16 protein-coding genes are annotated in these 17,880 nt (G+C 56.4%); 10 read left to right on the top strand and 6 right to left on the bottom strand.

Annotated elements, in window-relative coordinates; genetic code table 11:
- The first annotated feature begins 77 nt into the window (after positions 1-77).
- Positions 78-803: a hypothetical protein gene (locus tag IEW17_RS06600; protein WP_229748844.1), complete on the top strand. Its 726-nt coding sequence runs from the start codon at positions 78-80 to the stop codon at positions 801-803.
- A 53-nt stretch (positions 804-856) separates the two neighbouring features.
- On the opposite strand, the gene ahcY is transcribed toward IEW17_RS06600, so the two are convergent.
- Positions 857-2,176 (bottom strand): adenosylhomocysteinase, encoded by a 1,320-nt coding sequence (ahcY, locus tag IEW17_RS06605; protein ID WP_188561247.1) that lies wholly within the window; start codon positions 2,174-2,176, stop codon positions 857-859.
- A 119-nt stretch (positions 2,177-2,295) separates the two neighbouring features.
- A complete protein-coding gene (locus IEW17_RS06610) occupies positions 2,296-3,051 on the bottom strand; it encodes a DUF4397 domain-containing protein (protein ID WP_188561248.1) in 756 nt (251 codons plus the stop codon).
- 156 nt (positions 3,052-3,207) lie between these two features.
- On the opposite strand from IEW17_RS06610, the gene IEW17_RS06615 reads away from it, so the two are divergent.
- From IEW17_RS06615 to metK, 4 genes are all read left to right on the top strand, one after another.
- Positions 3,208-3,819: a hypothetical protein gene (locus IEW17_RS06615; RefSeq protein ID WP_188561249.1), complete on the top strand. Its 612-nt coding sequence runs from the start codon at positions 3,208-3,210 to the stop codon at positions 3,817-3,819.
- 29 nt (positions 3,820-3,848) lie between these two features.
- Complete coding sequence (locus tag IEW17_RS06620; protein ID WP_188561250.1) at positions 3,849-5,045, top strand: class I SAM-dependent methyltransferase; 1,197 nt, start codon at positions 3,849-3,851, stop codon at positions 5,043-5,045.
- 104 nt (positions 5,046-5,149) lie between these two features.
- A complete protein-coding gene (locus IEW17_RS06625; RefSeq protein WP_188561251.1) occupies positions 5,150-5,884 on the top strand; it encodes an SDR family NAD(P)-dependent oxidoreductase in 735 nt (244 codons plus the stop codon).
- A 161-nt stretch (positions 5,885-6,045) separates the two neighbouring features.
- On the top strand, positions 6,046-7,308 hold the full coding sequence (metK, locus tag IEW17_RS06630; RefSeq protein WP_188561252.1) for a methionine adenosyltransferase: 1,263 nt from the start codon (positions 6,046-6,048) through the stop codon (positions 7,306-7,308).
- 108 nt (positions 7,309-7,416) lie between these two features.
- Here metK and hpf read toward each other — a convergent pair whose 3' ends face one another.
- The 4 genes from hpf to IEW17_RS06650 all read right to left on the bottom strand — a co-directional run bounded on the left by hpf (position 7,417) and on the right by IEW17_RS06650 (position 10,326).
- On the bottom strand, positions 7,417-7,716 hold the full coding sequence (gene hpf, locus IEW17_RS06635; protein ID WP_188561253.1) for a ribosome hibernation-promoting factor, HPF/YfiA family: 300 nt from the start codon (positions 7,714-7,716) through the stop codon (positions 7,417-7,419).
- A gap of 37 nt (positions 7,717-7,753) precedes the next feature.
- A complete protein-coding gene (locus IEW17_RS06640) occupies positions 7,754-8,632 on the bottom strand; it encodes a tyrosine-type recombinase/integrase (RefSeq protein ID WP_188561254.1) in 879 nt (292 codons plus the stop codon).
- Positions 8,633-8,797: 165 nt separating this feature from the next.
- Complete coding sequence (gene rpsU / locus IEW17_RS06645; RefSeq protein ID WP_188561255.1) at positions 8,798-8,992, bottom strand: 30S ribosomal protein S21; 195 nt, start codon at positions 8,990-8,992, stop codon at positions 8,798-8,800.
- Positions 8,993-9,180: 188 nt separating this feature from the next.
- Positions 9,181-10,326, bottom strand: coding sequence for an acyl-CoA dehydrogenase family protein (locus tag IEW17_RS06650; protein ID WP_188561256.1), 1,146 nt, complete (start codon positions 10,324-10,326; stop codon positions 9,181-9,183).
- Positions 10,327-10,544: 218 nt separating this feature from the next.
- Here IEW17_RS06650 and IEW17_RS06655 point away from each other — a divergent pair, with 218 nt between their 5' ends.
- The 5 genes from IEW17_RS06655 (at position 10,545) to IEW17_RS06675 (ending at position 17,572) form a co-directional block, all read left to right on the top strand.
- Positions 10,545-11,564 (top strand): polysaccharide biosynthesis/export family protein, encoded by a 1,020-nt coding sequence (locus tag IEW17_RS06655; RefSeq protein WP_229748845.1) that lies wholly within the window; start codon positions 10,545-10,547, stop codon positions 11,562-11,564.
- Between the two features lie 92 nt (positions 11,565-11,656).
- Complete coding sequence (locus tag IEW17_RS06660; RefSeq protein ID WP_188561257.1) at positions 11,657-14,164, top strand: polysaccharide biosynthesis tyrosine autokinase; 2,508 nt, start codon at positions 11,657-11,659, stop codon at positions 14,162-14,164.
- Positions 14,165-14,179: 15 nt separating this feature from the next.
- Positions 14,180-14,950 (top strand): tyrosine-protein phosphatase, encoded by a 771-nt coding sequence (locus tag IEW17_RS06665; RefSeq protein ID WP_188561258.1) that lies wholly within the window; start codon positions 14,180-14,182, stop codon positions 14,948-14,950.
- Between the two features lie 14 nt (positions 14,951-14,964).
- The gene (locus tag IEW17_RS06670; RefSeq protein ID WP_188561259.1) at positions 14,965-15,987 is read left to right on the top strand and encodes an NAD-dependent epimerase/dehydratase family protein; all 1,023 of its coding nucleotides are present in this window, start codon (positions 14,965-14,967) and stop codon (positions 15,985-15,987) included.
- Between the two features lie 187 nt (positions 15,988-16,174).
- The gene (locus IEW17_RS06675; protein WP_188561260.1) at positions 16,175-17,572 is read left to right on the top strand and encodes a tetratricopeptide repeat protein; all 1,398 of its coding nucleotides are present in this window, start codon (positions 16,175-16,177) and stop codon (positions 17,570-17,572) included.
- Positions 17,573-17,880 lie beyond the last annotated feature (308 nt).

The raw sequence follows: 17,880 nt of genomic DNA on the forward strand, positions 1-17,880 counted from the left end.
CTCATATGCAAACAGTACGGCCATCACACCAATCTGTCTGGCTTCGGATATACTTGCTTGGGGGCATCTTACTGCCGTTGGCCAGCAAGGCGCAATACCATTTGATGACACCCGATGCCGTTTTGCCTTATGTCAAGAACACGCTTTTAAAGGAACACGCTTCTCCAAATCCCAATGCTACAGCCAAACAAATTGCGGTGGCTGGTCAGCACCTGATGCAACCCGACCCGCTACCCATGGAGCAGTCGGCGACGTATGGTTCGGCACTTGCGGCGTCTCGGGCCGCTTATGCGCAAGGCCAATTTAACAACGCGGCAACTCGATTAACGGCAGGACTAGCCAACGAAACCCAAAATCCTTTTCTCCTTTTCCAATATGCTCGGGCGCTGTACGCTACTGAGGTGCGGAAACCCGAGAGTTTTGTTGTCTATCAGCAGCTCATTCGCAGCTTAGACCGAGACAATGGCGAGAACGATTCTATCGCAACCATCGACTACTGGTTCCTTGAGGCATACTGGAAGCTTGGCACCTTGCAGATGGACCAAGCGCAATGGGGCCCGGCAGCCTACAATATCGCCCGCTTTTTGGCCGGAGCAGCTTCGCTGAATGAGCTCACGCAGGAGCCCATGCTTTACGAGCAGGCGTTAGGCTACCTAACAGAATGTTATTTTAAGTTAAACGAGCCTGAAATCTGCCGGTATTACGGCACTAGAACGTTGAAATTCTTCCCCAAAAACCGCTACGTGAAAGCATATCTTGCGAAGCTTCCACCACCAATGGCCATAAAAAGGCTTAGGCCATAAAAAAGCCTCACCAGCACAATGCTGGTGAGGCTTTTTTATTAAACTTTAGAACCTTAGTAGCGGTACAAGTCCGACTTGAACGGACCTTCCACCGTTACCTTGATGTAATCGGCCTGGTGCGTGGTCAATTCGTCCAGCTCCACCCCAATTTTGGCGAGGTGCAGGCGGGCTACTTTCTCATCCAAATGCTTGGGCAGGGTGTACACCTGGTTTTCGTACTGGTCGTTGCGCTCCCACAGCTCCAGCTGGGCCAGCACCTGGTTGGTGAACGAGGCCGACATCACGAACGAGGGGTGGCCGGTGGCGCAGCCCAGGTTCACGAGGCGGCCTTCGGCGAGGATAATCACCTCTTTGCCTTCGATGGTGTAGATGTCAACCTGGGGCTTCACCGTGTCCTTGGTGTGGCCGTAGTTGCCGTTCAGCCACGCCATGTCAATCTCGTCGTCGAAGTGGCCGATGTTGCAGACAATGGCTTTGTCCTTCAGGCTGCGGAAGTGCTCCTCGGTGAGGATGTCGCAGTTGCCGGTAGCCGTCACCACGATGTCGGCTTCCTTCACGGCGTTGGCCAGTTTCTTCACCGCAAAGCCGTCCATGGCGGCTTGCAGAGCGCAAATGGGGTCAATTTCCGTCACGATAACGCGGGCTCCGGCCCCGGCCAGCGAGGCGGCGGTGCCTTTTCCTACGTCACCGTAACCGGCCACTACGGCCACTTTGCCGGCCATCATCACATCGGTCGCCCGACGGATTGCATCCACGGCCGACTCTTTGCAGCCGTACTTATTGTCGAATTTCGACTTCGTGACCGAGTCGTTCACGTTGATGGCGGGGAAACTCAGCGTACCGTTTTTCACCCGCTCATACAGGCGCAGCACGCCGGTCGTCGTTTCTTCCGAAACGCCCTTGATGCCGGCGGCCAGCTCGGGGAACCGGTTCAGCACCATATTGGTGAGGTCACCACCATCGTCCAGAATCATGTTCAGCGGCTGCCGGTCTTCCCCAAAAAAGAGGGTTTGTTCGATGCACCAGTTGAATTCCTCCTCGGTCATGCCTTTCCAGGCGTATACCGCTCCACCGGCGGCGGCAATGGCGGCCGCGGCGTGGTCCTGAGTCGAGAAGATGTTGCACGACGACCACGTCACCTCCGCGCCCAGCGCGGTGAGGGTCTCGATGAGCACGGCCGTTTGGATGGTCATGTGCAGGCAGCCGGCAATGCGCGCGCCCTTGAAGGGCTGCGACGTGCCGAATTCCTCGCGCAGGCTCATCAAACCGGGCATTTCAGCCTCGGCGAGGCGGATTTCCTTACGGCCCCAGGCCGCCAGCTCCATGTCCTTTACTTTGTACGGAGTGTACGTTTTCGTCGTGGTTTCCACCATGATATAGATTAGTTATTGATTCGCGTTTCAACTGCAAAGATACTCTATTTGTTCACGGCTGAACTGCAAAGAGCCCGCGCCAAAAGGCGCGGGCTCTTTGCGATAAGTCCACAAGCGCTTTAGTTATGCTTTATCAGCTGTAAGGTGAATTTCTCGTTATCGGTAGGCGCGGCGGCAACCGAAGCGCCACGTACGACGATGGTGTAAATTCCCCCGGCGACGAATGGAGTGGCTAAAATTGCCCCGCCAAAAGCTGGCTGAATAGCACTATTGTTGCTGTTGGCCAAGTTGTAACTGGCTGTGCCAGCCGGTATTTCAACAAACGCAGAGGCCTGCCCAACAGCGGTAGCCGTGGTCACGGCTGCTAATGCGCCGCCCCCACTTGGGGTTCTGCTCAGCGTTAGCGGAGATTCCAGGTCTTGGCCAATATGCACCAACCGCACCTTCGCATTCGTCGCAGTAGCAGGAGCCGTAAGCACATCCTCCACCCACAGGCCCGACACAGTGCCGGTTGACTGCCCCGGAATGCTGTAAGCAAAAAACGAGTAGCTCTTGTCTTTTACCACGGCTTGCGGCATGTTGTACAGCGTGGCCCCGCCCGATGCATCAATTGCGGCCTTTACGGCTAAGTTGCCCGTCGCAATAGTTTGGTATGGGGTATTAGTCCCGTAAGTCACCGAAGGGCCTTCTTTGTCACCCACCGTGACCTTGATTGGGCGTGTTGAATTGTTTACGGCCCCGTGCACGGCCAATACCTTGGCTGTATCGGGAGCTACCGGCGGCGCAGGCGCGTCATTTTTGCCGCAGGAGGCGAGCAGCAAGGTAGCCGGCAACAAAGCTTGGATGGCGCGACGGAAGATGAAAGATGTTTCCATGAACATTAGCGGTGGTTAATGAGGTATCGTTCGACCGGGGAGGGCCCGGCTTGTTGGGACTGAACGCAGGGCTACCAGAGTTTGTTGAGTTGGGCAATAGAAATTGTTAGGTTGACTTGGTATTTCTAGCTTCGATTACCCTATTATATTTGTACCATGCACAAAAATATCCGGCTAGCTACCACCAAATGGTGGCTCCGCAACGTGACCATTATACTATTGTCAGTCAGTTTATTGAGCCCGGCACTAGCTCAGCATACCCCGTCCTCCATTCAACTGCTCCCCGAAGATGCCGAACGTGGCTTGAATGGGCCGCAGCACAACTTCGATTTCCTGGCTCCCGGTACTAGCGGCAATAATTACAAATCAGCAGGTTTTTTTGGCCAAAACCTGCGACCCTACCTGGTTGGCAACCCCGAGGCCCTGGCGCACCTCAACGACTACCGGCGCCAAAAAACCCTGTTTTTGATTGACCGCCTCGTGGCCGTGGGTACTTTTGGTCTTTATGGCCAACAGATTTTGGGCAATGGCGAGCGGCAGTATTTCAACACAACGCAGCAAGCGGCCATTGGCCTATTTGCGGCCAGCGTACTGGCCACAACTTTTATTAACCGCAATACCAATTCGCACCTGAAACGCGCCGTGATGGCCCACAACACCGGTATTGCCCACCACAGCCCGTGGCCGCGCCTGCGACCCACGACCATGGGGCTGGCGGCTTCGCCCACGGGGCAGCCGCTGCTGGCCCTGCGTTGGGCCTTGCGCTAACCGCCGCGTTTTTCCGTATAGCCTGCCAAATGGATTACCCCCTGCCCGAAGCGGCCAGGCGCTACGTGGCCGCGCACCTGCACGACGACCCCGCCCACCTGGCCCTCCAAGCCCGCCGCCACCCCGGCCTACCCGTGCCCGAGTTGGTGCGGCAGATTCAGGCCCGCCAAAAAGCCCGCGCCAAACTACCCCAGTGGGCCGACAACGCCGAGTTGATTTTCCCACCCGCTTTGTCGGTCGAACAAGCTTCTTCGGCCCGTACGGCAGCTTTTAAAGCCGACCTGGTGGGCGGAGAACGGCTGGCCGACCTCACCGGCGGCTTTGGGGCCGATTCGGCGGCATTTGCGACGCGCGTGGCGCAGGTCGACTACGTGGAGCGCACGCCGGCCCTGGCCGAAGTAGTGCGCTACAATTTTGGCCTGTTGGGGCTTGCTAATGTGACGGTACACGCCACGGATGCCCTGGCGTTTCTCAAGAGTACTCCGCACCACTACGACTGGCTGTATCTCGACCCGGCCCGGCGCGATACGGCCGCCCGCAAGATTTTCCTGCTCCGCGACTGCGAGCCCGACGTGGTGAAGCTGCTGCCCCTGCTATTGCATAAGGCCGATAAAGTCCTGCTCAAGACCTCGCCCATGCTCGACATTGAGCACGCCGTGCAGGGCCTGGGCCACGTGCGGCGCCTCTGGGTAGTGGCCGTGGAAAACGAAGTGAAAGAGGTGCTCTACGAGCTGGGCCAGGAGCCCGCCGTGGACCCCGAGCGCCACGCCCTGAACCTGCGCCGCGACGGCAGCCAGCAGGAATTTCGCCTCAACCGCGCCCGTGAGGCCCGCGCCATCCCCCGCTACGCCGAGGCTCAGCAGTACCTCTACGAGCCCAATGCGGCGGTGCTCAAAGCCGGCGCATTTCGCAGCGTCGGCACCGCCTTTGAGCTGCTGAAACTGCACCAGCACAGCCACCTATATACGTCTGATGTACTGCGAGCTGATTTTCCGGGTCGTATTTTTCGGGTGCTTGCGGTGGAAAAAGCCGATGGCGCGGCGCTCAAGGCGCACCTGGGCCCGGAAGTCCGGGCCCACGTCACGACCCGCAACTTCCCCGATTCGGTGGCCGACTTCCGGCGCCGTACCGGCATCCGCGAAGGTGGCGAGGTATATTTATTTGCTACCACCGACCTGCGCGGCCGGCCCGTGGTGCTGGTGTGCGAGAAAGTGGCGGCGGCGTAGTATTGCTACTCTCGTTGCTTCACGCCAAAAACTTAGCCGTAGTTGCCCGGGTTGCGTAAAGCTACGGCCGCTTCGGGGCGGTGCTTACCAACCATTTATTTGCGATGCGTTTCAAAGACAAAGTATGCCTGATTACGGGCGGCACCTCGGGCATTGGCCAGGCTGTATGCCTACGCCTCGGGGCTGAAGGCGGCCAGGTAATAGTCCTGGGCCGTGACAAAATCGACGGGGCCGAAACGGTCCGGCTCATCACCAAAGCCGGCGGCAAGGCCATATTCATGGCCTGCGACCTGGCCAAGCCCCGCGTCATATCGGCCACGGTGCAAAAAGTACTGGCCAAATACCAGCGGATAGACGTGCTGGTGTGCGACGCAGCCATGATGACCTTCGACCCGCTACTGAGCCTCCCTCTGCCCCAGTGGGACCTGCTGATGCTGGTGAACCTGCGCTCATTGGCTCAACTCACCCAACTATGCTTGCCGCACATGCCCAAGGGCAGCGCCATCGTGGCCGTGAGCTCAGTGCACGCTCACCAGACCACGGCCAATGTGGTACCCTATGCTACCAGCAAGGGCGGCCTCGAAGCCTTCGTGCGCGGCATGAGCCAGGAGCTTGACCGCAAGCAAACCCGCATCAATGCCGTGGCTCCCGGCGCTGTGGACACCCCCATGCTCTGGAGCAACCCCAATGTGAAAAGCGGGGCCGAAAAGATTGACAAAGCCAGCGTGGGCACGACTGAGGAGTTGGCCGCCGCCATTGCTTTCATGGCTTCCTCCGAAGCTAGCTTCGTACACGGCACCACCCTGGTTGTGGACGGTGGCCGACTGGCGCAGTTGTAGCCAGGCCAATAGTACGGGTACCAAGCGGACTAAAGACCCTTTTCCATAGCTAGTGACAAGGCTAATAGCTCGGATTTCCGTAGTTTTGTGCCACGCCCGCCCGCCGGTTTCGACTTGGCGGGCGTCCTTCTTTTATCTCTTTCGCTCTTTTCGCGCTTTCAATGCCCTATCTGTTCACTTCCGAATCGGTTTCGGAAGGCCATCCCGATAAAGTTGCCGACCAGATTTCTGACGCCATTCTCGACGAATACCTGCGCCAGGACCCCACTGCCAAGGTAGCCTGCGAAACCCTTGTGACCACGAATTTCGCCCTCGTTGCCGGCGAAATAAAGTCGACAGCCCACGTTGATGCTGAGCCCATTATTCGCGAAACCATTCGCCGCATCGGCTACAACAAGCCCGAATACCTCTTCAACGCCGATACCTGCGAGGTGATGAACCGCCTGCATGAGCAGTCGCCCGACATCAACCAAGGCGTGGAACGCGCCAAGAACGAAGACCAGGGTGCCGGCGACCAAGGCATGATGTTCGGCTACGCCAGTCACGAAACGGCCAACTACATGCCCCTGGCCCTCGACCTCTCGCACCGCCTGCTGCAAGAGTTGGCAGCCATTCGCCGCGAAGGACACGAAATGACTTACCTGCGCCCCGATGCCAAGAGCCAGGTCACCATTCGCTACTCCGACGACCACCGCCCCGAGGCCATCAACACCATCGTCATCAGCACGCAGCACGACGAGTTTGACCCGTCGGAAGCCACCATGCTGACTAAGATTAAAGCCGATGTGCTGGCCATCCTCATTCCGCGCGTGAAAGCGGGCCTGAGTACCGAAGCACAGGCGCTGTTCACCGACCAGATTACGTATCATATCAACCCTACCGGCAAGTTTGTCATCGGCGGTCCCCACGGCGATTCTGGCCTCACTGGCCGCAAAATCATCGTGGATACCTACGGCGGCAAGGGTGCCCATGGCGGCGGTGCTTTCTCCGGCAAGGATTCCTCCAAAGTGGACCGTTCGGCAGCCTATGCGGCCCGCCACATCGCCAAGAACCTGGTAGCCGCCGGCGTGGCCGACCAAGTGCTGGTGCAAGTGGCCTACGCTATTGGCGTGGCCCAGCCCGTGGGCGTTTTTGTAACCACCTACGGCACCACCAAGGCGACCGGCACCAATGGAAAAGCCCTTTCCGACGGCGAGGTTGCTGAAAAAGTAAACAAGCTGTTCGACCTGCGCCCGTATGCTATTGTGCAGCGCTTCGGCCTTCAGAACCCCATTTTTGCTCAAACGGCGGCTTACGGTCACATGGGCCGCCAGCCCGGCACCGTGCAGGCCACCATGAAAGATGGCACAATAAAAACCTTCGAAACCTTCACCTGGGAGAAGCTTGACTACGTGCCTCAGATTAAAGCGGAGTTCGCGCTGTAGAGCACGCTTCAGCTTGTGCCCACCGTGACAAATAAAAACCCCGCCTGCCTTTCGGTAAGCGGGGTTTCTCGTTTTAACAACACAAGCTGAAGCGTGAGCTACGTTCCATTAATGTGCCAAGGCTTTTTCTTTGTGCTTGGTGATTTGCCGACGCAGGCTTTCTGTAGCGGCATCGGCAGCGGCTTCGAACGAGGCAGCGTCTTCCTGGCTGAAAAGGATATTACCGGGCACCAGCAGCTTTATTTCGACGGTTTTATTTTCTATTCCGTCCTTGTTGTTGAGGCGCATAATCACTTCGCCTTCCGTCACTTTATCGTAAAAAGTTTCTAGCTTATTGAGGCGTTGCTGAACAAAATCAAGCAGTTTTTGGTCGGCGTCGAAGTGCACCGAATGCATCTGTACTTTCATAAAGCGGGTGATTAAGAGGTAAAAGAGTAAACAAAACTCAGGCCCGTGGGTGGGCCTGTTCAAATACGGATTTCAGCCTGTCGACGGACAAGTGCGTGTACACCTGCGTGGCCGCCAAACTGGCGTGGCCCAGCAATTCCTTAATGGAATTTAAGTCGGCGCCCTTACCCAGCAAATGGGTGGCAAACGCATGCCGCAAGGCGTGTGGGTGCTGTTGCGCACCGGATGTGGTAATTTGGCTCAGGTAGTGCTTCACGGTGCGGTACACGAACTTTTCGTACATGGCATCGCCCTTGTCGGTAAGCAGCAGGGGCCCGACCACGGAGCCAAACTCGCGGGCACGACTAGCCTGGTAGTGCTCAATCACCAGCTTTAAGGTGGGGTTGAGTGGTACCAGGCGCTGCTTGTTGCCCTTGCCGGTCACGCGCACGGTGCTGGCTCCCAGGCTCACGTCGTCGGCATGAATGCCAATGAGCTCCGAAAGGCGAATGCCCGTGCCGTACAGCATCTCAAGTACGAGTTGGTCGCGCTGCCCGGCAAAGTCGTCTCCGAACTCAAACGAGTTGAGCAGGCCGTTCAACGCGTCTTCGGGCACGAAATCGGGCAATTTCTTGGCCATTTTTGGGGCCTTGATGCGCAGCATGGGATTGGCCTCAATACAGCCTGTGCGCAGCAGGAACTTGTAGTAGGAGCGCAAGCAGGCCACCTTGCGGTTCACAGTGCGCGGGTCCAGGTTTTCCTGCATCAACTCCACCACCCAACCGCGGATGAGCGGGTGCGTGGCCTGCGCAGTATCGGCCAGCTCATAGGCCGACTCGAGGTAGGCCGCAAACTGACCCAGGTCGGTTTGATACGAGACAATGGTGTGGGGGCTGTAGCGCCGCTCAAACCGTAAAAAATCAAGAAAAGCATCCATACCAACACCAGAAATGCCCGACGACTGGGCCGGGCATCCAATGTAGCGTTTTTTTACTTTCTTCTGGCAAAACGCTACTGTATGGACGTGAAAAAACCGGCCGGCTTGCCAATAGAGGCAAACTAGCCGGTTTTTTACAACGCCAACGCGGTGCGAAACGCGGGGCTATTCGTTCGGCTGGCCGTAGGTGGCGAGCTTGTAAACAGCCTTCTGCTTCATCTTGCGTCCGGTGATGCTCGGCTTCTGGAAGAACGTGCGACGACGCAATTCTTTCAGAACGCCCGTGCGCTCAAACTTCTTTTTGAAGCGCTTCAGTGCGCGGTCAACCGATTCGTTGTCTTTGATTTGAATGATAATCATATCAGGGAATGAGGGAGATTGGCAAGGGGAACGGCGTAAAACCGGGCCGCAAAGATAATCAGGGATTTATTGGATTCAAACGGATTTCCCGGATTTTGTAGTCGATTCACTGCCAGAGCTATTGTATGCCTGATTGTGTGCGTCTGGAAAACCCTTGAGATTTGCTCAAATCAGTCAAATCTGTCGTTTTATTTTAATAAAGCACGCGCAATTACCAGCTTCTGAATCTCGCTGGTGCCTTCGCCAATGGTGCAGAGTTTGGAGTCGCGGTAATATTTCTCGGCCGGGTAGTCTTTGGTGTAGCCGTAGCCGCCAAAGATTTGGACGCCCTCGTTGGCTACGCGCACGCACACTTCGGAGGCGTAGAGTTTGGCCATGGCCGACTCCAGATTCACGTTCTGGCCCCGGTCCTTCATGTCGGCAGCGCGGTAGGTGAGCAGGCTGGCGGCTTCAATCTCGGTAGCCATGTCGGCCAGCTTGAAAGCAATGCCCTGGAAGCTGCTAATAGGCTGGTTGAATTGGTGGCGCTCTTTGCTGTACTTGGTAGCAGCCTCCATTGCGCCCTGCGCAATGCCCAGGCTGAGCGCGGCGATGCTGATACGGCCGCCGTCGAGCACTTTCAGCGACTGCACAAATCCGTCACCCACTTTGCCGATGACATTCTCTTTGGGCACCTTGCAATCGGTGAAAATCAGCTCTGTGGTTTCCGAAGCGCGCATGCCCAACTTATCCTCCTTGCGGCCAGCTGCGAAGCCCGGCGTGCCGCGCTCGATGATGAAGGCCGTCATGCCGTGGGAGTCGCCTACCTCGCCGGTGCGCACAATCACTACGGCTACATTACCGGATTTGCCGTGGGTGATAAAATTTTTCGCGCCGTTAATGATGTAGTTATCGCCGCTTTCGTCGAGCACCGCGGTGGTGCGCATGTTGCCAGCATCGGAGCCCGTGTTGGGCTCGGTGAGGCCCCAAGCCCCAATCCACTCGCCGGAGGCCAGCTTGGGCAAGTATTTTTGCTTCTGCTCCTCGGAAGCATGCTGCAGAATGTGGCCGGTGCAAAGCGAGTTGTGCGCGGCCATGCTCAGGCCAATGCTGCCGTCAATCTTGGCTAGTTCGGCAATAGCCGTGACGTACTCCATGTAGCCGAACCCGGCTCCGCCGTACTCTTGGGGCACCAACACGCCCATCAGGCCCAGTTCGCCGAGTTTGTGAAACACTTCGATAGGGAACTCCTGGCTCTCATCCCACTTCATCATGTTGGGCTTGATGTGCTGGGCCCCAAAGTCGCGCACCATTTGCGCAATCATGGTTTGGTTTTCGGTGGCTACGGCTTCCATTGTTAATGTATGAAACTAAGGGTGGGATTTAAGATAAAGCAGTTGAGTAGGTTGCCCGTAACAAATAATTCAAGGTTTCGGGCCTGCGAAAGTACGATTCAAGCAGTTGAAAACGGCACAGGTATCCTTTCCCATATTGCGCGATTTTTGAATGGGCACCGCAAAAGCGTTACTTTTGAGGCTTTTTGAGGAGAACCGGAACAACGCAACCCGTTTTTTTGATTTTTTTCGTATTGACTTCGCACTCATTGGCCTTTATGCCGACATACTTTCTTCGTCGCCTCGGGCGGCTGTGGCTGCTGGCACTGCCGGTACTGCTGCTTTTTTCGTCGTGCGCTTCTACGAAATACTATCAGCAACGTACACTTTTTCGCCTCACCGATAGCCAAGGCCAAAAGCTGGACAGTACCAAGCTGCGAATTGCTGTGAACCGAACTGAGCGCAACTACGTCATCCAGGCCGATGATATTTTGGACGTCCGAGTGAACACTAACAAAGGCGAACGGATTCTTGACCCTAACGGCGAGTTGCAATTTGGTCAGCCCAGCGGCGGGCTCTCTCCCCGCAGTAGCGCCCCAGCCGGTGGCCAAGGCGGTGGCCAAGGCGGTGGCCAAGGCAGTGGCCAAGGCGGTGGGGCGCGTAGCGCTCGTAATACTGGGCAAGGTGCGGGAGCATCAACTGGCGGCTCCGAATTTTTGGTACAGGCCGATGGTACCGTTGTACTACCCATGGTCGGCCGCATTCGGCTCAGCGGTTTGTCGTTGCTACAGGCCGACAGTGTATTGGCCATTCGCTTCAACGAGTACTACAAAGAGACGTTTGTGAGTACACGTGTCGCCAATAACCGAGTGGTGGTACTTGGTGCCTCTGGTGGCCAGGTTATTTCGCTGACCAACGACAACATGAATTTGCTGGAGGTATTGGCCCTGGCAGGTGGTGTAGATGGTGGCGGTGGCGGTGGCGGTGGCGGGTCTGGACTTTACCGAAATGGGGGCCGGGCTGACAATATCCGTATAATTCGGGGCGACTTGAAAAACCCTCGCGTGCAGCAAATTGATTTGTCAACGCTCAACGGCATGCGGCGCGCTAACCTACAGGTTGAGCCCAACGACATTATTTACGTAGAACCCATCCGACGGCCCCTGCTGGATGCACTTACGGAGGCCGGTCCACTTTTGAGCCTAACCAGTTTGGTTCTAACTACTACATTGTTCCTTATCACCCAGATAAGACGCTAGAAAATCAGCATTATTATTGCAAGCTGCAGCAGCAGCAGCATTATCGTTAGCGCCAATTACTATCTGGAGCCTGAGCTGGCAAAATCAACACAATGGCTACAAACGAAAATACGGAACTGGAAGAACTCATTCGCAATGCGACGGGTGGGCCAACGGCTCCGCCGGCAGCACCCTTTGCCAACGCTTCTGAAAGCGAGGAAGATGAGGCACCTGGACTAGATATTTCTACGCTGGTGCTAGTGGCAAGACGGAGCTTGCTCTGGATGTTGCTATTGATACTATTGGGCACCACCGCTTCCTGGCTATACCTGCGCTACACCAAGCCGGTATACAAGTCGGCTTCGCTGCTTAAAATCGACGAAAGCAACCAAGGCAGCGCGCTCGGGTTGGCTAGCCAAATGGCCCCCGCCTCTGCCGACAAAGCGCGCAGTGGCAAGTTGGCTGGTGAGGTTGAGCTAATCAAGTCCGGCATCATCTACCGTCGCCTAAAGGACTCGCTGGCGTTGGATGTGAACTACTATGCTCAGGGCACTGTGCTGGAGACTGAGCTTTATGGCGTATCACCCTTTAAAGTGCATTACGCCATATCCGACCCTTCACTGTACAATCGCAAGTTTAATTTAAAATTTACCGGACCGCAACGATTTAGCCTCGAATTTATGGGCCAAGGTCGTCAGTTGGGCGGCGAATATAATCTGGGGCAAGATATTGCACTACCGGGCATCAAGATGCAGATAACTGGCACGCCGCAGTTGACGGAGGCTAGTCTTGACACCGACTATCACTTCACGATTCAGGATGAGGGCACAGTAAATGCGTTTTTGGATAGAAACCTGGCCGTGGAAATCGTGAATCCAGAGGCAAATACCATTCAGATTTCTTTTACGGACTTCAACTCTATTAAGGCTCAAGGTATTGTCAATAAGATTGACACTGTTTACTTACAGGAAAAGCTGGCTCGTAAAAAAGAATCGACGGAACTGCAGTTGCGGTTTTTGGATGACCAGTTAAGTTCGAATCAACGTAATCTGCAGAACGCTGAAGACCAGCTACAGCAATTTACTGAAACAACAAAGACATACGATGTAAAATCTGACTTGGCGGCTATTGGGCAAAAACTAGAAAAACTACAGGAAGAGCGGCCTAAACTAGAGCAAAAGATGGCGCTTTTGTCAGAAATAAGTCGTTTGGCCGACCAAGACCGCATCACGAATTCGGAAAATGAAACGGTGGAGCAAAGCCTCCCGGGCCTGGCGGGCATCGAAGACCCGCAGCTAGGACAGGCGCTGACTGAGTTGAACGACCAGCAGTGGCAGTTGCGACGCGTACTGCGCTCCAGCACCGACAAAACCGAAGCCGTGCAACAGCGGCAGGCCAACCTAACTTATACCCGCAACAACATCAAGCGCCTACTGGTGCAAGACCAAAAGCTGCTACGGCGCCAGCTAAGCCTGTTTGACCAGCAACAGGGCCAACTCAATGGCCTGTTGCAAAGCTTACCTGCCAAAGCCACTGAACTGGCACGCTTGCAACGGCCGCTAGACCTCTACAGCAAGTCGTTTTTGATGCTGTTTGACAAAAAGATTGAGTTTAATATCATGAAAGCTGGCAACACCGCCGACTTCCAGATTCTGTCACCAGCTTCGCCTCCAGCCGAGCCGATTTTCCCCAATAAGCTCATCGTATATGCTTCTGGCTTGGCGGGTGGCCTGTTGCTGGGCCTTGGCCTGATTGCGGTGCGCTACTTTATGCACAACACCATCACCAACGTGCGGGAGCTGGAGCGCAACGCCAAAGCAGCGGTGCTGGGCATCATCCCGACCTACGACAAGGAGAAGATGGAAGTATCGCGCCTGGTGGTGGACAAAAATCCTAAGTCCGCCATCTCTGAATCTATTCGCTCGATTCGAACGAACCTGGATTTCATTAGCTCAGCAAAGAAGAAACGGCTCATCTCAGTGACATCGACCATTTCGGGCGAAGGCAAAACCTTTGTTACCGTGAACTTGGGCGGTATCATCGCGCTGTCGGGGCAAAAGGTCATCATTCTCGACCTGGATATGCGCAAGCCCAAGGTGAACCTGGCTTTTGGAGCGGAAAACACGCGGGGCGTGAGTACCATACTCATCGACCGCCATTCTATCCAGGAGTGTATTCAACCTACTACCATCGAGTCGCTGCAATTTATTTCAGCGGGCCCTACGCCACCAAACCCATCGGAATTGATTCTGAATGACCGGTTTGACCTGATGATTCAGCAGCTGTTTCTGACCTACGATGTTATTCTAATTGACACTCCGCCCGTTGGACTGGTGACAGATGGAATTTTGATTATGCGCAAGGCGGATATCCCCCTCTACATTGTGCGGGCAGGTTATTCGCGCAAAGCCTTCGTTAATAACATGAACCGGCTGATGCGTAGTAACAACCTAACGCGCATGTGCACTATTCTTAACGACGCCCAATCCGGGGCTGGCTACGGGTACGGCTATGGGTACGGGTATGGCTACGGCTACGGGGCGTATGGCCAGGGTTACTACGAAGAAACCGAAGCTAAAAAACTCACCTTTGGCGAGAAGCTGAAGAAGTTCTTCACTTAATCGATTTTCCGTTCAATGTCTTCGCTTTGGCAACGGCTATTTGGTGGTGCAGCACCCACCCCGGCCGCCGTACCCACCCTTGCGTGGCTCAGGGCCGACATGCACTCGCACCTACTTCCCGGCCTCGATGATGGGGCCGAAACGGTGGAATACTCCCTCGACCTGCTGCGCGCCCTGCGTGAGCTCGGGTTTCGGAAGCTGATAATGACGCCCCACATTATGGGTGACTTTTACAAGAACACCCCGGAAAGCATTCGGGCGGCATTGGAGCAACTGCGCACCGCCGCCGCCGCCGCCGGCCTGGGCGATGTAGAACTGGATTGCGCGGCTGAGTATTACCTCGACGAATTCCTGGGTCACAAACTGGCCGATGGCACCGAAATGCTCACCTTCGGCGGCGACAAGCGGTATCTGCTGTTTGAAACGTCGTACATGAACGAACCACTCAATCTGTTTGAAACCATATTTGAGCTGAAAGCCCAAGGCTACCGCCCAGTGCTGGCTCACCCGGAGCGTTATACCTACCTGTATGGTCGCTTTGGAGAAATCGAGAAACTGCGCCAGGACCACGGCGTGCTAATGCAAGTGAACCTGAACTCACTGGCGGGCTACTACTCGCCAGCGGCTAAAAAAGTAGCCGAGCAGCTTGTTGACGGTGGCTTGGTCGACTTTGTGGGTACCGATACCCACCACCTGCGCCACACCGATACCCTGCTGCGACGCACCCTATCCCAGCCGCACATGGCAAAGCTGCGGCAACTTCCGTTGCTGAACAATACGCTGTAAGACTTTCAAGAGAAATGATTTTTGTTACCGGCGGCACTGGCCTTATCGGCTCGTTTCTGTTGCACGCGCTGCGGGCGCGGGGGCTGGCCGTGCGCGCCCTGCACCGGGGCCAAGTACCCACCAGAGCCGCCCGAGGCGTAGAATGGGTAGCTGGCGACCTCCTTGACACCGAATTACTGCGAAGCGTGCTTACCCCCGAGGTAAGCCACGTATTTCACTGCGCCGGGCTGGTATCGTATGCGCCGCAGGATGAAGACGCACTGCTGGCCGTGAATGTGCAGGGCACGGCGGCGGTTGTCGATGCCTGTCTGGCGCACCCCGGAATTCGGCTGGCCCACGTGTCATCGGTGGCAGCGCTGGGCGGGGCGGGAGCTAGCGAAACCGTGGGGGCGGGCATTATTCAACCCATCACGGAAAAGGCCACTTGGGACTTGGGCGCTGCTCATCCCGCCTATGCCACGTCTAAATATCTGGGCGAACTGGAAGTGTGGCGCGGCGTGGCCGAGGGCTTGTCGGCCGTCATTGTAAACCCTTCTGTGGTGCTGGGCCCCGGCGACTGGCACCGCAGCAGCACCCGCCTGTTGCGCTACGCCCACCAGCAGCACCGTTTCTACACGCGGGGCCTGGTCAATTTTGTGGATGTGCGCGACGTGGCAGCTCAGCTGCTGGCCCTGGCCCTCGACCACCCCGAAATCAGCGGCGAGCGCTACATTCTGAGTGCCGAAGCAGTGCCGCTGGCTGATTTTTTCCAGCAAGCCGCTGCCGCCATGCACCGCCGGCCACCTTCCGTGGCCGTACCTGACTGGGCAGCCGAAGTAATTTGGCGGCTAGAGCATGCCCGCGCCGTACTCACCGGCGCGCGCCCGCTCATCACCAGGGACACGGCCCGGGCGGGCCGCCAGCCCGTGGTGTACGCCCATACTAAGGTGCAGGGGGCTACTGACCTCGGCTTTCGGTCACTCGCCGAAACGCTGACCTGGTGTGCCGCTGGACTGGCTCAAAACCATGCGGCTCCAGCAGCAGTTATCAGGCATTAGCCACCTCAACATTTGCCGGATTGCACGCCGGATTGCACGGATTTCGCGCACAATTGTTATGAGTTACAATAGAGAGAAACTGCCGAAAAAACGTACCTTGGAAACCCAGCTGAGCCGTGGGTAATTGAGTCCCGAAAAGCTGGCTTCCTATCCCGACTATCCTGAGAAAATTCCGTGACTTATGCGCATGAACGAACATTTTGAGAATCACCGGGCTGTGTTGGATACCGTGCGCCGCTTCGAGCGCATGGTAGCCCAGCATGAGTCTATTTTCTTCGATTTAGAAGACTTTGAAAACATCATCGACCACTACGTTACCAACGCCGAATTCGACAAAGCCCTACAAGCTTGCGAAGCGGCTTTGGGCCAATACCCCTTCTCTACTGAACTGCTGATTGACCGTGCCCAGGTAACGGCCATGCGGGGCGACTACACGGAGGCTGAGCGCCAGATTGACCACGTAGCCGACCTAGACCCCACCAACGCCGACGTGGCCGTGACGCGGGGCATCATCAGCACGCAACGCGGTGAGTTTGCGCAGGCCGTTGAGTTTTTCCGGGCGGGCCTGGAGCAGGAGCCCGAGCGCGAGGACATTCACTTTAACCTCGGCCTGGCATTTCAGAGCTGGCAGAAGTTCAAGAGTGCGGCCAAGCATTACAAGCAGAGCCTGCGCCTCAACCCCGATAATGAAACCGGGGTGCAGGAGCTGCTGCACTGCCTTGACATTACGGGCCGCCTGGAGGAGCACGAGGAGTTCTTTCAACGCTTCACTGACGAAGACCCGTATTCGGCCACAGCCTGGTACAATTTGGGGCAGTATTGGTACCGCCGCGAGGACTTTGATAAAGCCGTTCAGGCGTTCGACTACGCCGTAGTTATCAGCCCTGACTTTCACGATGCCCACCACTGGCTGGCCGACACCTTTGTGTGCCAGCAGGAGTACCTGAAAGCCATTCCGGAGTTCGAGTTGGCGTACCCTACCGGCGAGCCTACCGATGAGGCCCTGTGCAACATTGGCGAGTGCTACGAGAAGCTGCGTGACTGGGAGCCGGCCCGCCGCTACTACCGCCAGGCGTTGGAAATCAACCCGGCAATGGACGAGGCCTGGTTTGGCCAGGGCGTGCTGATGCAAGAGCAAGGCCGTTGGCTCGAAGCCATCCATTACTTCCGCAAGGCCACCGAGCTCTACGCCGAAAGTGGCGAATACTGGTCGGCGCTGGGTGCGGCCGAAAACCAGGTGGGCAACGTGGTGAGCGCCTTGGAGGCTTATGAAAAAGCCACCGAGGTAGCCCCCGAAGATGCCCAAGGCTGGGTGAGCTGGAGTGCCATTCTCTACGAACAGGGCCACTTTACTGAAGCGGTGGAGCTGGTGCGCCATGCCGTGGAGCTCCACCCGCACGAAGCACATTTCCAGTACATGCTGTGTGCCTACCTGCTGGCCGATGGCCGCATGCGCGAAGCCTACAACACGCTGGAAACGGCCCTCACACTGAACTTCGACCAGCACATTTTGCTATTCGACTACTTCCCCGAGCTACGGGAGCAGCCCGGCCTGAAACGCCTGATTGAACAGTTTCGAAAATAAGACGGCGGCGCTGATTGGTTGAGGTCCTGAAGTGTGATGCTTTGGTTACACTCCTCACCAAGTTTCGCGAGAACGATGTAGAGACGCAAACTAGTGTTCTGACAACTTAATTACAGCATTATTAGTTTAGGCAGCGTACCTGCTCCTTCCCCCTCATGGCCCGCCCTGCTGCCCCCCTCATTTTACCCCCCGCCGACCACGCCACGTTGCGGAGCATTATCAAAAAAGGCACCCACAAGAGTCGTAAAATTACCCGCGCCCGTGCCCTATTGGCCATGGGCGCGGGAAAAGCCCGGTTGGTTGTGCAA

Origin of the sequence: Hymenobacter frigidus (genome assembly GCF_014640435.1) — a bacterium.
Taxonomy (GTDB): Bacteria; Bacteroidota; Bacteroidia; order Cytophagales; family Hymenobacteraceae; genus Hymenobacter; species Hymenobacter frigidus.

Coding starts and splice junctions, on each gene's coding strand:
- ahcY (WP_188561247.1), bottom strand. CDS start 2,176: ATGGTGGAAACCACGACGAAAACGTACACTCCGTACAAAGTAAAGGAC.
- IEW17_RS06610 (WP_188561248.1), bottom strand. CDS start 3,051: ATGGAAACATCTTTCATCTTCCGTCGCGCCATCCAAGCTTTGTTGCCG.
- IEW17_RS06615 (WP_188561249.1), top strand. CDS start 3,208: ATGCACAAAAATATCCGGCTAGCTACCACCAAATGGTGGCTCCGCAAC.
- IEW17_RS06620 (WP_188561250.1), top strand. CDS start 3,849: ATGGATTACCCCCTGCCCGAAGCGGCCAGGCGCTACGTGGCCGCGCAC.
- IEW17_RS06625 (WP_188561251.1), top strand. CDS start 5,150: ATGCGTTTCAAAGACAAAGTATGCCTGATTACGGGCGGCACCTCGGGC.
- metK (WP_188561252.1), top strand. CDS start 6,046: ATGCCCTATCTGTTCACTTCCGAATCGGTTTCGGAAGGCCATCCCGAT.
- hpf (WP_188561253.1), bottom strand. CDS start 7,716: ATGAAAGTACAGATGCATTCGGTGCACTTCGACGCCGACCAAAAACTG.
- IEW17_RS06640 (WP_188561254.1), bottom strand. CDS start 8,632: ATGGATGCTTTTCTTGATTTTTTACGGTTTGAGCGGCGCTACAGCCCC.
- rpsU (WP_188561255.1), bottom strand. CDS start 8,992: ATGATTATCATTCAAATCAAAGACAACGAATCGGTTGACCGCGCACTG.
- IEW17_RS06650 (WP_188561256.1), bottom strand. CDS start 10,326: ATGGAAGCCGTAGCCACCGAAAACCAAACCATGATTGCGCAAATGGTG.
- IEW17_RS06660 (WP_188561257.1), top strand. CDS start 11,657: ATGGCTACAAACGAAAATACGGAACTGGAAGAACTCATTCGCAATGCG.
- IEW17_RS06665 (WP_188561258.1), top strand. CDS start 14,180: ATGTCTTCGCTTTGGCAACGGCTATTTGGTGGTGCAGCACCCACCCCG.
- IEW17_RS06670 (WP_188561259.1), top strand. CDS start 14,965: ATGATTTTTGTTACCGGCGGCACTGGCCTTATCGGCTCGTTTCTGTTG.
- IEW17_RS06675 (WP_188561260.1), top strand. CDS start 16,175: ATGAACGAACATTTTGAGAATCACCGGGCTGTGTTGGATACCGTGCGC.